Origin of the sequence: Halomonas sp. PR-M31, assembly GCF_001039575.1 — a bacterium.
Taxonomy (GTDB): Bacteria; Pseudomonadota; Gammaproteobacteria; order Pseudomonadales; family Halomonadaceae; genus Modicisalibacter.
In genome coordinates, this window is record NZ_JIBT01000005.1 from 1 (window position 1) to 15,140 (window position 15,140).

Below are 15,140 nucleotides of genomic sequence, written 5' to 3' on the forward strand. Positions count from 1 at the left end.
GCTTACGCCGACCTTGTTCCCATTCCTGCAACGTGCGTGCAGAAATATGCAGCACTTCGGCAAACTCTATTTGAGTCAGGCCGGTTCTACTCCGTGCTTCTGCCACCTCATTAGGCTCTACGCGACTGGTTCGTGCGGCTTTACCCGCTTTCATCTCTTTGACAGATTGGAGGAGCTTGTCGCCAAGCTCCTCGGCACTCAAAATCTCGTTACTCATCTTCCAATACCTCACGAATCGACTTCAGGATATGCGCGGGTATGTTGTCCCTAACGGCTTTTTTGTAGATCACCAACAACCATATCTCACCATTTGCCAGCTTAGTGAAGTAAATGACTCGCACCCCACCACGCTTTCCTGAACCCGCTACCGACCAACGAACCTTTCTGCACCCACCGCTACCTGGGATGGGATCGCCAATTTCAGGATTGGCTGCCAGCCAAGCAAAGAAAGCGCTTCGCTCCTCCTCGGTCCAGATTTTTCTGGCGTCCGCTTCAAATGTAGGCGTTTCGATGATGGTAAGCATGATAGCAATATACGTCAATGACGTAGTTTTGCAAGATTGATAGCGGTCAGGGACAAGGAGGCACTACTCAAACGCCTCGCGGCTGGCTTCCTCCAGATGTTGAATAAAACGTACCATGGCGCCTTCGGCGGCAGTGTGTAAAGCTGAAACACCACTCGACAGTCTCGCGATCGCCATGACCAATAACAACCTTTCAGACCGCACCCCGACGCCTGCCGAACTCGGCTTTGCCATGCCAGCGGAGTTCGCGCCCCACGATGCTTGCTGGATGCTCTGGCCTCAACGGCCTGACAACTGGCGCTATGGCGCCAAGCCGGCGCAGGAGTCCTTTGTGGCTGTCGCCAGTGCCATCGCCGAGAGCGAGACGGTATTCGTCGGGGTCAACGACGATCAGTACGAGAACGCCCGCTACCATTTGCCTGCTCATATTCGCGTGGTGGAACTCTCCAGCAACGATGCCTGGATGCGAGACGTCGGTCCGACCTTTCTCACTCATACGGATGGCCGTCTGGCGATGGTGGATTGGGAGTTCAATGCCTGGGGCGGTTTGAATGGCGGGCTCTATTTCCCTTGGGACAAGGATCGGCGCATTCGCGGCAAGATCGCCGAGATGCTGGGAATCGAGCGCTTCATCTCGCCGCTGGTGCTGGAAGGCGGGGCGATCCATGTGGATGGGGAAGGCACGTTGATCACCACCGAGGAGTGCCTGCTCAACCCCAATCGCAACCCGGAGTGGAGCAAGGCGGATATCGAACGCCTGCTTTGCGACTTTCTCGGGGTGAGCAAGATCATCTGGCTGCCCCGGGGCTGTTATCAGGACGAGACCAATGGTCACGTCGACAACCTGTGCTGCTTCATCGCCCCGGGTGAAGTGGCACTGACCTGGACCGATGATGTAAACGATCCGCAGCATGGCATTTGCCAGGAAGCACGGGAGATTCTGGAAGGCGCAACAGATGCCAAGGGACGCCGCCTCGAGGTTCATTTATTGCCCCAGCCCGGGCCGCTCACCATCGCAGCAACGGAAGCCAGCGGCGTCGATCGTTTGAGTGGCTCGAAGCCCCGCCAGCCCGGCGATCGCATGGCCGGCTCCTACGTCAATTTCTACATCGGCAACTCGGTCGTCGTCATGCCGCTGCTCGATCCTGCTCATGACGATAAAGCCAAGACCATCCTCGAAGCTCTCTTTCCTAACAGGCGCGTCCTCGGCGTGCCGGCCCGCGAAATTCTACTGGGGGGTGGCAATGTCCACTGCATTACCCAGCAGCAGCCCAGAAGCCACCTCATTAAATATAGGGGCGGCACTTCAGTGTAGTTCGACTATTCTTATGAGTAGTTTTGACGTTCAAGCATCCTAAATCTGGTACGCGCCATGGAAACCCCCTCAGCCGATAGCTAAGAACAAGGATGATAACCTTGGTGCCATAACCAACAAAAGCCGGAAAACTTCTTGAAAAGACTGACTCTCTTTGTGTGCCTGATCATCACTTCATGGCCCCCTGCCTACTCTGCTGTCGCCGTTACCGAGGACAGCAAGACCTGGCCCCAGTACCGACTCAATCCTAAGAACAACCCGGTCGTGACGAACGATGCGCTTTCAGGCATTGCCTCCGTGTTTACCACCGACAACGAAGTGCGCTCCACGCCGGTGGTGGTGGGCAACAGGATTTACATCGGCAATCACGACTCGGGCAATCTGCAAGCCTTCAATCTGGAGAGCGGCGAGCGGCTGTGGAAAAACCGGGCACCCAACTGGGTGCATTCGGAAATGATCTACGCCGATGACCAATTGTTCGTGGGCTACGGCAATCGGTTCTACCAAGACGAGCAGATACGCGGTACCGACGAGAGCGGCGTGCTGAGCCTGGACCCAGAGACCGGAGAGATCGCGTGGAATTTCGAGACGGACGGCGAGGTGATGCCCACCCCCGCCTTTCACGACGACACTGTCTATGTGACCACCGGCGATCGGCATCTGTACGGTCTTGCACCAGATGACGGCGCCCTAAAGTGGTCGCTGAATCTGGGCAGCATCGTCAGCATGTCGTCTCCGGTCATCAAGGACGGCATTTTATACGTGGGTGGCTCACGGCCCTATGCTTTTCAGGCCGTGAACCTCGGAACAAGAGAAATAAAGTGGGCTACCTTGATCGAGAACGTGACGACGGGACTGGACGATGTTCCTCCAATAGTCTCGGACAGCGGCCTGGTCTACACCACCGGCGTCAAGGTGGCAGACGAGTTCCTGTCATTGAAGGAGGTCTTCGATGCGGACGGGGTGGGCAAGACCTATGAGCAGATTCTGAGACTATCCGTTGGCAGGCTCGTCGGCAGGAAACCTTACAAACGCTCTCAGCACGATCTTTATGCCCTGGATACGAACAGTGGCGATATTGTCTGGGAAAGATCCTTGGGTAAAGGCGCCATGGTATTCAACAACAAGTCCGGCGCTCCCATGCTCTACAATGGCAAGCTTTTTGTCGGCAGTCCCATTACCAAGAAATTTTACGCTTTCGATGCAGAAAATGGCGAACAGCTTTGGGAGTACGAGAGCCACGTCAACAAGGCGCCACCGGTCGCTGATGGCGATGTTGTCTACTTTACCGACGCGAAAGGGTTAGTCTACGGTTTTGACACCGAATCGGGGGACTTGCTGGGCAGGAAGATGCTAGGCGGGACTCTGGCTCCGTCCGGGCCTATTCTTGTCAACGACAATCTGATCGTTGCAAGTCAGGATACCAACGTCTACGCCGTGCCAACCGAGGAGATCATTAGGGCAAATGACACCGCCGGGCAAAACAGCAACTTGGTGCCCTTCGTCATCTACGTGTACGCTCTGCCTTTGCTGGGGTTTTTGCTCATCATGATGCTCGTGATACTCCTGATCAGAGCCATCCGCAAGTCGGCGTGAAACCAATGTTGTGTCGCGCGCTCGCCGGGTACTGGCGAACTCGGGTCATCGCTACTAGTCTGACCGACAAGGGTTATAAGGTCGGTCGGATGCGACGACTGGCGTTGTTACAGCGAGTCCTGTAGCGTGGCGACGACCCAGATTGTCGCCGATGGTAGTTGCGGTGACGAAAGCGAAAATAAGCTGGAACCTTGATTGAAACCTAGACTTGGAGGTCTTTTCTCATGCCACATTCATTGCCCGAATTACCCTATGCCTACGATGCGTTGGAGCCCAACATCGATGCGATGACCATGGAAATCCACCATTCGCGGCATCATCAGACCTACGTCAACAACCTCAACGCTGCCCTCGAAGGCACTGGTCTTGAAGACAAGCCCGTCGATGAACTGATGGCCAACATTGACCAGGTGCCGGAGGACAAGCGCCAGGCGGTGATCAACAATGGCGGCGGGCATGCCAACCATTCGATGTTCTGGAAGATGATGTCGGCTCAGGGTAGCGGAAAGCCCGAGGGTCAGGTAGCAAAGGCCATCGATGACGAACTGGGTGGCTTCGATGCGTTCAAGGAAAGCTTTACCAAGGCGGCGGTGAGTCGTTTCGGTAGTGGCTGGGCTTGGCTGAGCGTCACACCGCAAAAGAAGCTGGTGGTGGAAAACACTCTGAACCAGGACAGCCCCCTGATGCATGGCAACACCCCGGTACTGGGGCTGGATGTCTGGGAGCACGCCTACTATCTGAAGTATCAGAACAAGCGTCCGGATTATATCGAAGCCTTCTACAAGGTGGTCGACTGGTCCGAAGTTGAGCGTCGCTATCAGGCGGCTGTCAGCTGATTTCCAGGCCGGGAATCGTCTCTGGTTCCCGGCCTTGCTTTTTCTTACCTGATTTCCCCTTCGCCTTTCTGGACGACGGCCAGCACTATCGGCAGACGTTCATCCCGCGCATACCTAGATGAAAATGATTGGCATGGGCGGCGTTGTAATCCGGCCCCAGTACCGTACCGAACAGACCACAGGCCCCTTTTTGGGCACGCTTTAAAAAGATGCCTGCCTTCCCTTCGTTTCCCCAATCCTTCAATACCTCGATACGCTGACCATTCTCGAGCCGAAACGCCGCCACATCCAATGCTGACGCACTAGCGTGTTCGCTGCGCCGAGCATTCTTGCGATTGTAGATATTGCGACAGGCGAAGCTGCCGTAGTGCTGTACCTGAGAAATCGGCTGACCGAACAGCTCTTGCGCCAAGGGCTGTAGCCGGTGTCGTTCATAAAGCGTCCAGCTCAACGCCAACGGGCAAGCCGCCACGAAGCTGCGATTGAACGATGCCTCGCCGCGCTGAACCCGGACCACGTTGGTCAGCGGACAGCCGGCAACCGGAGTGTAATCCGCAAGGGGCGTGTAGCGTAGGCTACCGTCTGGCGCGGTTTTCAACGCCGCCAGGCAACCATCGCGATCACTCTCGAGTCGCGAAAGCTTCCATTGAGTCACCGGCGTCAGTGGATCGGCAACCTGTAGCGGCTGCCAGGGCACCCACTCTGGCGGGATCGTCCACCACTGCTTGTCAAAGCCGATGCCAATGATGATCGAGAGCAGAATCAGAAAGTTAGTGCGCATGGTATTCCAACAAAAAGCGTGTCAGCGTATCTCAGTTGAAGCATCGAATGTCAGAAGTGGCAATTCTGTTAGCCAAATAGTCATTAGCCTAGATGACCCATCTTTTTCGCGGGTCTAGAATTACTCCCCCACTTGTTCATCGGCATTTTCATGACTTCCGCTACATCATCTTCACTAGACGAACCCGACGACGCCCCTGTCTATCGCCAGCCCGGCTTTCTTTCCTTTCTGGTTTCACGCCTGGCGGCGGTATTTGCCATGCAGATACAGGCGGTGGTGGTCGCCTGGCAAGTCTATGCCATCACCAAGGACCCGTTGGCATTGGCCTATGTCGGCCTGGCGCAGTTTCTGCCCATGGTTGTCCTGTTACTGCCCGCCGGGGATCTGGTGGATCGCTTTGATCGTAAGCGCATTCTTCAATTGAGCTGGGCGCTGCAGGCGCTGTGCAGCGCACTGCTGCTGGGGCTGTCCCTTTCTTCGACAGCTCAAGTAACGTGGTATTACGCGGTCCTGGCGCTGTTCGGCTGTGCCCGGGCCTTCACCGGCCCTACCCTGCAAAGCCTGCTGCCTCAAATCGTGCCCCGCGATCAGCTGGCCAAGGCGATTGCCCTGAACAGCTCGATCATGAAGATCGCGGTGATCGGCGGACCGCTTCTAGGCGGCATCCTGTACGCCTACGGTGGCAGCTTGGCCTACGCGGTGTGTCTGGGCTATTTCCTGCTGGCCTTGCTACTGCTGATCCGCGTTCCTGTGCTTTATAAACAAACCTTCACGCAGATGGAATCGACCGCCTGGAAACGCTTTACCGCTGGCATCGGTTATATCCGTGCCAAGCCTATTATTCTAGGGGTCATCTCCTTGGATCTATTCGCCGTGCTGCTGGGGGGTGTCATCGCCTTGCTGCCTATCTATGCTCAGGAAATTCTGCAGGTCGGCCCCCAAGGATTGGGCGCGCTGCGCAGCGCCATTGCCGTCGGCGCGCTGTTGATGGGGCTCTACCTGGGCCTGCACAGCATCAAGCGTCATGTGGGCCTGGTGATGTTCACGGCGGTGGCAATCTTTGGTGTCGCCAACCTGGTGTTCGCACTATCGACGGTATTCTGGGTGTCGTTTGTCGCGCTGCTTATTGCCGGCGCCGCGGACATGATCAGCGTGAACATCCGCATGACCCTGATCCAGCTCGCCACGCCGGACGAGATGCGAGGCCGGGTCAACGCCGTCAACATGCTGTTCATCGGCTCGAGCAACGAACTCGGTGAATTCCGTGCCGGCACCACCGCGGCCTGGTTCGGTGCAGTGCCGGCGGCGGTGATCGGCGGTGTCGGCACCCTGGCGGTGGTGGCTATCTGGATGAGCGCTTTCAAGCCGCTGCGCCAAGTGGACCGCTTCGATGATGCTACGGCTGCCTAGGCGTCAAGACTATTGCAACGATTCACGTCACTGTCGTCGTCTCGGCCTCCGCCATCATCTGCGTGACCGTCTCGCCTACCTTGCGTACTGCCACGGCAACCGTTGGCGTCAAGGATAAGGCGTAGTTGAGCCGCAGACAGTGGCGATACTTGCCTGAGGCGGAGAACAGCGATCCCGGCGCGATCCGAATGTTCGACACTGCCAGCCGCTCGTTGAGGCGTACGCAATCGACGTCTCCTGGCAGCTCCAGCCACAGCAGAAACCCCCCTTGGGGATAGCTTACGCCAGTGCCCGCAGGAAAATGCTGTTCGACCCAGCCAAGCAGAATGTCGCGGTGACGCTGGTACTGGCGGATCATCTCACGCAGGTGATGCGCGTAATGGCCTTTGGCGATGAACTCCGCCACCGCCAGCTGCGGCAGGGTCGCCGAGGCGCCGGTCGAAACGTACTTCATGTGCATTACCTGATCCCGATAGCGTCCCGGCGCGATCCAGCCGACCCGCAATCCCGGCGTCAGGGTCTTGGAAAACGAACTGCACAGCAGCACCCGGCCATCGTCATCGAAGGCCTTGAGTGTCTTGGGTCGTGGCGTAGTGAAGGCCAGGTCGCCGTAGATATCATCCTCGATGATCGCCACGTCGAAGCGCTGGGCCAAGGCTACCAGGGCGCGCTTGCGCGACGCCGGCATGGTATAGCCGAGCGGATTGTTGCAGGTCGGCGTGACCTGAATAGCACGAATCGGCCACTGCTCCAGGGCAAGCTCCAACGCTTCGAGGCTGATGCCGGTACAGGGGTCCGTGGGGATTTCCAGTGCCTTGAGGCCCAGGGCCTTCAATATCTGCATGGTGCCGTAGAAGCTCGGCGAGTCCACGGCGACGACCTCTCCTGGTGAGGCCAGCGTGCGAATGGCGATCGACAATGCCTCCTGGCAGCCGGTGGTGATCAGCACGTCGTCTGGGTGCAGCAGACAGCCGGAAGCCGTTGCCAGACGCGTAATTTCGTGGCGCAGCTCAAGGCTGCCAATCAGCGTATCGTAGTTGAGCCCATGGCGGCCGCTACGGCGATGCAGGCCGGCCAGCGCACGCTTCAGCGGGTTGAGCGTGGGGCTTTCGAGATCGGGAATGCCATTGCCCAGCATCAATATTTCATCGCTTCCGGGCGCGGCCACAAGATCCAATACCTGGTCCCATTGGGACACTTCTAGCGGTCGCTGAGCGGGTCGAGTCGGCGCCGGTAACACCGTCGGTGTCTGACGCGGCAGCACGTAGTAACCAGACTTGGGGCGCGCCTCGACTAATGCCGCGTCTTCCAATCGGCCATAGGCGGTTTGCACCGTGGAGACACTGACCTCGAACTCACGGCACAGCGCCCTGATCGAGGGCAGGCGGTCCCCGACGCGATAGATGCCGTGCTCCATCCGCTCGCGCAGGACAACCGCCACTTGTTCATAGCGATTCATAACAGATAGCGCTCCCTGTTCGCGTTACCGGTACAGATTAGCGTATCAAACACCATACAACCGGCTTTATTTCTTATCTGTATCCTTTTTTTATATTTTCCTGAATCTGTATTGCATTTGATGAGAGGCGCAACCTGTTGATGAAACCCGCCAACAGGAGAGACGTCATGCTCTTAATGCGCATCAGTCGATGCTTTGCCAGGCTGCGTGAATATCAGCGTCGTCGATATTCCCGACGACAGCTGCTCGAGCTTGATCTGCACCAGCTCAAGGACATCGGTCTGTCCCGAGTCGACGCGGTTCGCGAAGGCCGCAAGCCTTTCTGGAAAGAGTGATCGATCGAGGCGAATGCAGATTCCTTGATCTTGCCCCATACTGAGGCTCCAAACCTACGACATACTATTTGTGGAGTTTTTATGGCGCGTTTCATCGCTCTTGCCTTCATCGCCGGTTTTCTGGCGGTGATCTGCTTTCATCAGGCGGCGGCCGGACTGCTGCATGCCTTTGGCGTCATTCCCTCAGCGCCCTACAACGCCTCTCCGACGCCACCGTTCGGTGTGCCGGCCTGGTTCTCGGCCAGTTTTTGGGGCGGGCTCTGGGGCGTTCTCATGCTGTGGTTGTTCAACCACTTCAATGTCGTCGAAGGGCAGTGGTGGAAGGCGCTGTTGTTCGGCGGTATCGCTTTGACCCTGGTGGCCATGATTATCGTTTTCCCGCTGAAAGGGCGTGGCTTCAGCCTCGCGGTCTTCCCGATCGGCTTTATCGTCAATGCCGCCTGGGGGGTAGGCACCTGATCTTCGCTCGGGTATTCCATCTTGGTCTGGGCTATACCAGCAGTTCGCCGGTTTGAGACCAATACGCATACTGGCGGCAGGCCTGTCGCCAGTATGCGATGCGGGAGTTTTACTGCCGCCGAGCGGTGATCGTTTCCCCAGCGGAAGTTTCTAGAATCAACGCGCCGATGTCGTCGATGGAATGGCGAGTGATCTTGGGCAACATGTCCAGTAGTCGGCGCTCCTGATTCATTAGCGCCTCCGGGCAGGCCATCCGGGTGGTGCCTGCAAGCGCGATCGACAGCTCCTCTTTCGTGTTCTCGTAACTGCCCATCAAACGATTGCAGCTGGCATTACCCGCCAAGCGGCCTTCCGGTAGAAACTGCAGACTGGCCGGACTCATGTCGATCACACCACGACCTGCTATATCCTCGATCATCCATTCAGGCCCAACCAGCTGCGGTGCGTTTTCCTGTTTCATCAAATACTCCGCCACGGCGCGATAGGCAGGAAGCGAGGTGGGGTCGTTGGCCGCGTTCGCGGCCTTCGGGTTCGAGGCGAAACGCACGATGACCATGTCCGCCGTAGGATCGATCCAGACAGTCTGGCCATGAACTCCGCGGGCGGCAAAGGCGTCGTGATCGTCGTGACTTACCCACCACATGCCGCGATAGCTCCAACCCTTCAGCGTATCGTAGCCAGCCTTGGCAAAGGCGTCTTTGTCGCCGCCTTCCCGGATGCGTTCGATGGCATCAGATGGAATGATCTGCTCGCCCTGCCAGCGTCCTTCATCCAGCACCAGCTGACCGAATCGACCCAGATCCCGCAGGGTCGAATTGAACCCGCCTCCGGCGAAAGGGGTGCCGATGGAGTCCACCGTGTAAAACGCCTCGCGCTCGGCGCCGATTCGGGTCCAGATCCTGTCCGCCAGATAATCCGATACGGTCCTGCCGGTCGTCCGGGCGATCAGCCAGCCGAGCGCATCCGCGTTGACGGTCTTGTAGCCAAACGCCTCGCCGTGAGTGCCCTTCTTCTCCACGGTCTGAAGAAACTCGAAGTAGCTGCGCGGGCCCTCATAGCCCTCGGGTTTGGGTAGCGGGCTGCCGGCCTGAGCGTAGGTCCATACCTCTGCCTCTGGGTCGGCATAATCTTCGGAGTAGTCCAGGGCGGTGGTCATTTCCAGCACCTGGCGCACCGTGGCATCGCCAAAGGCGCTGTCTTCAAGCTCAGGAATCAGGTCGCCCACCAGGGCCGTTTCATCCAGCGTACCCTCGGCGATCAGGGTCTCGCCCAGCAGCCCGGTCAGGCTCTTGGTGACGGACATGGCGCCGTGCAGCGTGGTCTCGTTCATGCAGCCGTCATAGCGCTCATAGACGACCCGGCCATGATGCAGCACCAGCAGGCCGTCGGTGTAGTTGGCATCGAATGCCTCATCCCAGGTCATGGGGTCATCGCCGCCAAGGGGCGTGAACGTCACCGCATCGATGGCGGGATCGAGTGAGTAAGGCAAGCCGCTTTGGCCCTCGGCGCCGCTGCGCACGCCGGTGGTCGGCATCAGTTCGCGAAAATGACAGGCCGTCCAGCGCAGCTTGGGAAAGGCGAAATAATCCGGATCGGTGAAGCGAATCGTCTTGTCCGCCGGGGGTGGAAAGCCCTGCATCCAGCCCAGGGTTTCGGGGTTCGAGGCCTGGGCCGACAGGGGCGGCGCCTCCTGGGATTGTGTCGACTCCTGCGCCATGGCGGCGGGCGCAACCAGCGCTACAGATGCGGCAACCGCCGCTACCATCAATGTCTTCATCGTTGTTGTCTTCATTCGAGTTCCTGAACGCCACCGCCGGACACGGTCAGTATCTGACCGCTGATCCAACTAGCCGCCGGTGAGCATAGAAAAAGCGCTGCGTTGGCAATGTCCTCGGGTTCGCCCAGGCGCTTGATCGGAGTATGAGCCAGCATCTTTTCCTCGATCTCGTCTGTCAGTACGGATTTCAGTGCGTCGGTGCGGGTAGCGCCTGGTGCGATGGCATTGATGCGCACCTTCTTGGGCCCGAGATCGAAGGCAATGTTGCGGGTCAGATGGCTTTCCGCGGCCTTGGATGAGCTGTAGGAGGCCATGCGCTCGTTCTTGTTCTCCGCGGCCATGGACGAGATGTTCAAAATCGCTCCGCCCCCTGCCGCCTCCATATGAGGGGCGGCGAGCTGACAAAGCCGGAACACCGAAAACACGTTCAGCTCGAAGGCCAGGCGCATGTCTTCCATGGGCATATCAAAAGGCTTGGGCCCGCCGCCCCCGGCGTTGTTGACCAGGATGGTGAGCTTGCCAAAGCGCTCCACGGCCTCGTTCACCACCCGCTCGAGATCCTCTTGCTTGGTAATATCGCAAGCCGTGCTCGCTGCCTGACCGCCTTGCCGAGTAATTCCCTCAGCTACCGCGCTGGCGGCCTCCGCGTCCAAATCGCTGACCAGCACTGCGGCCCCGGCGCCGGCAAACGTCTCGGCAATCCCTTGGCCGATACCGGCCCCAGCGCCGGTGATCAGCACCACTTGATCGTCGAGTCGAAAGTGTTGCGGATCGTACATATGAAATCTCCTTTTCAATGAAATGAGAGTGGGAAGGGGTCACTGGAACTGGCTGATCAACAGCGCCGCACTGCCCACCAGCAGGGCAGAGGCCACGGCAATATCGAGCAAGCGATTGAGCCAGCGATCGCTTCCCGGCGCGGAGCGTCGTGTTGCCCCGCGCCGGGAAGAGCTGGAAGATCTGTTGAATGAAGACCTTTTGGATGAAGACATGACATCGTCCGGTACTCAGCCTTGACTGTATTAGCTTAGCACCATCGATTGAACATCACTCCTATCTGGCGGTGCGCGGGTTGATCCGCCGATTGACCACATCCGGCGCTCGGCGATAGCGATCCTCATCCGCCATCTGTTCCGCTTCAAACGCATCCGCCCCCACCGGGGTCTCGCCATGACGCCGATAGAGCGCGGTGAGCATGGCGCGGCGATCGGCGCGCAGCTCCTTGATCAACACAACGATCATGACGTAGATGATGAAGGTGAACGGCAGCGCCGAGAGCACCGCTGCGGACTGCAACCCCTTGAGGCCACCGGCGATGATCAGGGTCAGACAGATGGCGGCAATGAGCACGCCCCAGGCCACGCGCTTGTAAAGCGGTGGATTGATTGAACCGCCGTCGGTCATCTGCGCCACAATGTAAGTGGCGGAATCCGCGGAAGTGACCAGAAAGATGAAGATTAAGCACAAGGCCACCACGGACAGCACCTCGGAAAAGGGCATCAGATCGAACATCTGAAACAGCGCCACGGTGATGTTCTCATTCGTGGCGGCGGCCAGACCGACGTCGCCGGACATCTCCAGATGAATTGCCGCGCCACCGAAAATGCCGATCCACAGACAGGCCAGCAAAGGTGGCACCACCAGCACGCCGAACACGTACTCCTTGATGGTACGGCCGCGAGAAACACGTGCCACAAAAGTGCCGACGAAAGGCGACCAGGCGATGACCCAGGCCCAGTAGAAGATCGTCCAATCGTTGGCCCAGGTATTGTCGCTGTAGGGCGTAGTGCGCAGGCTCATGACGATGAAGTTCTGCAAATAGTCGCCAATCCCCGTCGTGATGGTCTCGAGAATGGCAAGGGTGGGCCCGGTGAACAGCACGTAGAACATGAGCACGAAGCACAGGGTCAAATTGATGTTGGACAGGCGCTTGATGCCTTTATCCAACCCGGACCAGGTCGATAGCATGTAGCAAACGAACATCGCCCCCATGATGATGAACTTCCAAAGCGCGCTTTCCTCGACGCCAAAAACCGCATGCAGGCCGCCGTTGATTTGCAGTACCGCCAGGCCAACCGAGGTAGCCACCCCCATGACCGTAGCCACCACCGCGAAGATATCCAACGCCGGCGCCAATTTTCTTGCCTTGGGGCGCTTGGCAGTCACGGATGAGAGCACCGAGGAAACCAGCCCCGCCTGGCCCTTGCGAAACTGGAAATAGGCAATGATCAGCCCGACGATGGAGAATGCCGCCCACTGATGAATGCCCCAGTTGAAGAAGCTATATTGAATGGCGTAGCGGGCGGAAGCGGCGGTTTCTGGCGCAACATCGCCATAGGGCGGATTCAGATAATGGGTCATGGGTTCCGCCATGCCATAAAACACCAGCCCCACTCCGAACCCGGCGGCCAGCAGCATGCTGATCCAGGAAAAGAAACTGTACGTGGGCGTGCTATCCTGGGGCCCGAGGCGGATCTTGCCGTACTTGCTGAAGGCAAGTGCGAACAGAAACAGCACGAAGCCGAACACCGAGAACAGATAGAACCAGCCGAAATAACGACCGATAATCCCTAGCGCGGAGCTTGCGGCAGTACCGAACTGAGTCGGAAAGGCCGCACCGACTGCCACTAGGGCAACGATAATCAAAGCAGAGATAATAAAGACGCGTTGACGTCCAAAACTGGCCATATTTCTTCCTTGGGCGAAATACCGTATAGACTATTGCTGCGATAGCTTATAGATCACAGCACTCTAATACACCCGGCAGCAAACCTTTCTATCATCTACTTACACAGTCGCCGCATGCCTTTACCTTCCTTCACCTCATTTGCCTCTTCTACCGCCTGGCTCGATCGGCTGGCCCGGTCGAACCATGCTTATTGGCTGCTGTTTCTGGCCTCGATGCTAGAAACCCTGCTGATCCCCATTCCCATCGAAATCATCATCATTCCCTGGATGCTGTCTCATCCGGACAAAAAGTGGCGTATCGCTGCCGTTGCCCTGGCAGGCAATCTGGTGGCGGCCACTATTGGTTTTTGGCTAGGCAGTCTGGCGATGGATCAATGGGGAGACACGCTGATCTCGTTCTTCGGCGGCCAGCAGGCTTACGACAGCTTCCAGACTCGTTTCGAGGAGCAGGGCTTCCTGGCGATTCTGGCCATCGGCATCACGCCGGTGCCCTTTCAGATTGCCATGCTGGTGGCCGGTGCCGGCCACTATCCCTTCCTGCTGTTTCTGGCGGCGGCCTTTATGGCGCGGGGCGTGCGCTACTTTGGTCTGGCGCTGCTGGTACAAATATTCGGTGATGCCGCCATGCGGATCTGGAAAAAGCATTCCCGCAAGGTGGGTGTGCTTTTGCTGCTGATACTCCTGGCCTGGCTTGTCTGGCAGTTCAAGGACTACTTCATATAAGCCTCAGCCTTGCAATCCGATATCGACGCCCCCAGAAAAGAGAATAATAAGGGCGCTAACAAATTAGCGCCCTCACCCTTTCGGGAGGCTCAATGAATCAGCTCGCCAATATCCCACTTTCCGTACTGGATCTAGCGCCCATTCGCAAAAACGGCAGCGTCGGTGAAACCTTTGCCGATACCGTCGAGCTAGCCCAGCATGTGGAACGCCTCGGCTTCAACCGCTACTGGCTTGCCGAGCACCACAACATCGACGGCATCGCCAGCGCCGCCACGGCGGTATTGATCGGGCATGTGGCCGGTGCCACCCAGCATATTCGCGTCGGCTCCGGCGGCGTCATGCTGCCCAATCATCCGCCCCTGGTGATTGCCGAGCAGTTCGGCACCCTGGAAACCCTCTACCCGGGACGCATCGATCTTGGGTTGGGGCGTGCACCGGGCTCGGATGGCGCGACCATGGCGGCCATGCGCCGGGACCCGCGCTCTGGGGTAAGCGACTTCCCGGACCAGCTTGATGAACTGCGCCGCTATCTAGGCGATCCCTTGCCGGACCAACGAGTGCGGGCCAATCCTGGCCAGAGTACTCATGTGCCGATCTGGCTGCTGGGCTCGAGCGGTTACAGCGCCCAGCTGGCTGCACGGCTAGGCTTGCCCTTCGCTTTCGCTGCCCAGTTCGCCCCGGGCTATCTATTCGAGGCACTGCGCCTGTATCGCGAACAGTTCCAACCTTCCCATGTGCTCGACGAGCCCTATGCCATGGTAGGTATGCCGGTGATCGCTGCGGACAACGATGCCCAGGCGACTTATCTTGCCTCCACCGCCCAGCAGAAGTTTCTCAACCTGATTCGCGGACGCAGCACTCGCGCACTGCCGCCGACGGAAAGCCTGGATTGGTCGCCTCAGGAGCGGGCCATGGTCAGCCAGAACATGGGGGCTGCAGTGATCGGCGGCCCGGACAGGGTGCGGGAAGGCCTGGAGCGTTTTCTGGAACAGACCCAGGCGAACGAGCTGATGATCGCAACGGACGTCTATCGTCAGGTGGACCGCAAGCGCTCCTTCGAGATTTTGGCCGATGTGTGGAAAAACGGCTCTTCAACGTTTCATGTGGATTCGGTTTGATCCATCGCCCGATAAATCGATCTCCTACAAAACCCTGCGGTATCAACCATCTGTAGGAGATCGCTTCAGCGAGCGATAGGTGCATCGAGCCCTATGCCGGGCGTCGGAATCTGCGTACC

16 protein-coding genes are annotated in these 15,140 nt (G+C 58.2%); 8 read left to right on the forward strand and 8 right to left on the reverse strand.

The features are described from left to right. A partial coding sequence (locus CH74_RS02070) for a helix-turn-helix domain-containing protein (RefSeq protein WP_367379075.1) occupies positions 1-154 on the reverse strand: 154 nt, incomplete at its 3' end. A gap of 55 nt (positions 155-209) precedes the next feature. Continuing rightward, positions 210-524 carry a hypothetical protein gene (locus CH74_RS02075; RefSeq protein ID WP_048305822.1) on the reverse strand — a complete coding sequence of 105 codons (315 nt, stop codon included), beginning with the start codon at positions 522-524 and terminating at the stop codon, positions 210-212. Between the two features lie 175 nt (positions 525-699). Here CH74_RS02075 and aguA point away from each other — a divergent pair, with 175 nt between their 5' ends. From aguA to CH74_RS02090, 3 genes are all read left to right on the forward strand, one after another. Next, positions 700-1,839, forward strand: coding sequence for an agmatine deiminase (aguA, locus tag CH74_RS02080; RefSeq protein WP_048305823.1), 1,140 nt, complete (start codon positions 700-702; stop codon positions 1,837-1,839). 135 nt (positions 1,840-1,974) lie between these two features. Next, on the forward strand, positions 1,975-3,435 hold the full coding sequence (locus tag CH74_RS02085; protein WP_053070596.1) for a PQQ-binding-like beta-propeller repeat protein: 1,461 nt from the start codon (positions 1,975-1,977) through the stop codon (positions 3,433-3,435). Between the two features lie 224 nt (positions 3,436-3,659). Further along, positions 3,660-4,271 (forward strand): superoxide dismutase, encoded by a 612-nt coding sequence (locus CH74_RS02090; RefSeq protein ID WP_048305824.1) that lies wholly within the window; start codon positions 3,660-3,662, stop codon positions 4,269-4,271. Positions 4,272-4,356: 85 nt separating this feature from the next. On the opposite strand, the gene CH74_RS02095 is transcribed toward CH74_RS02090, so the two are convergent. Further along, the gene (locus CH74_RS02095) at positions 4,357-5,052 is read right to left on the reverse strand and encodes an extensin family protein (protein ID WP_048305825.1); all 696 of its coding nucleotides are present in this window, start codon (positions 5,050-5,052) and stop codon (positions 4,357-4,359) included. Between the two features lie 150 nt (positions 5,053-5,202). Between CH74_RS02095 and CH74_RS02100 the strand changes: the two genes are divergently transcribed. After that, complete coding sequence (locus tag CH74_RS02100; RefSeq protein ID WP_048305883.1) at positions 5,203-6,462, forward strand: MFS transporter; 1,260 nt, start codon at positions 5,203-5,205, stop codon at positions 6,460-6,462. Positions 6,463-6,484: 22 nt separating this feature from the next. On the opposite strand, the gene CH74_RS02105 is transcribed toward CH74_RS02100, so the two are convergent. Next, positions 6,485-7,921, reverse strand: a complete 1,437-nt coding sequence (locus CH74_RS02105) for a PLP-dependent aminotransferase family protein (RefSeq protein WP_048305826.1) — start codon at positions 7,919-7,921, stop codon at positions 6,485-6,487. A 167-nt stretch (positions 7,922-8,088) separates the two neighbouring features. On the opposite strand from CH74_RS02105, the gene CH74_RS18070 reads away from it, so the two are divergent. After that, positions 8,089-8,256, forward strand: a complete 168-nt coding sequence (locus CH74_RS18070; protein ID WP_082140254.1) for a DUF1127 domain-containing protein — start codon at positions 8,089-8,091, stop codon at positions 8,254-8,256. 81 nt (positions 8,257-8,337) lie between these two features. Next, positions 8,338-8,715, forward strand: a complete 378-nt coding sequence (locus tag CH74_RS02115) for a hypothetical protein (protein WP_048305828.1) — start codon at positions 8,338-8,340, stop codon at positions 8,713-8,715. Between the two features lie 109 nt (positions 8,716-8,824). On the opposite strand, the gene CH74_RS02120 is transcribed toward CH74_RS02115, so the two are convergent. The 4 genes from CH74_RS02120 to CH74_RS02135 form a co-directional block, all read right to left on the reverse strand. Continuing rightward, complete coding sequence (locus CH74_RS02120) at positions 8,825-10,507, reverse strand: serine hydrolase (protein ID WP_156181305.1); 1,683 nt, start codon at positions 10,505-10,507, stop codon at positions 8,825-8,827. Then, positions 10,504-11,271 (reverse strand): 7-alpha-hydroxysteroid dehydrogenase, encoded by a 768-nt coding sequence (gene hdhA / locus CH74_RS02125; protein ID WP_048305829.1) that lies wholly within the window; start codon positions 11,269-11,271, stop codon positions 10,504-10,506. The genes CH74_RS02120 and hdhA overlap by 4 nt, the downstream gene beginning before the upstream one ends. 39 nt (positions 11,272-11,310) lie before the next feature. Continuing rightward, positions 11,311-11,484, reverse strand: coding sequence for a hypothetical protein (locus tag CH74_RS18540; RefSeq protein WP_156181307.1), 174 nt, complete (start codon positions 11,482-11,484; stop codon positions 11,311-11,313). A 61-nt stretch (positions 11,485-11,545) separates the two neighbouring features. Further along, on the reverse strand, positions 11,546-13,180 hold the full coding sequence (locus CH74_RS02135; RefSeq protein WP_048305831.1) for a BCCT family transporter: 1,635 nt from the start codon (positions 13,178-13,180) through the stop codon (positions 11,546-11,548). Between the two features lie 114 nt (positions 13,181-13,294). Between CH74_RS02135 and CH74_RS02140 the strand changes: the two genes are divergently transcribed. Next, entirely contained in the window at positions 13,295-13,903 is a 609-nt protein-coding gene (locus tag CH74_RS02140) for a YqaA family protein (protein WP_048305832.1), read from the forward strand. 92 nt (positions 13,904-13,995) lie between these two features. Next, a complete protein-coding gene (locus tag CH74_RS02145; RefSeq protein WP_048305833.1) occupies positions 13,996-15,021 on the forward strand; it encodes an LLM class flavin-dependent oxidoreductase in 1,026 nt (341 codons plus the stop codon). The last annotated feature ends 119 nt before the right edge of the window (positions 15,022-15,140 follow it).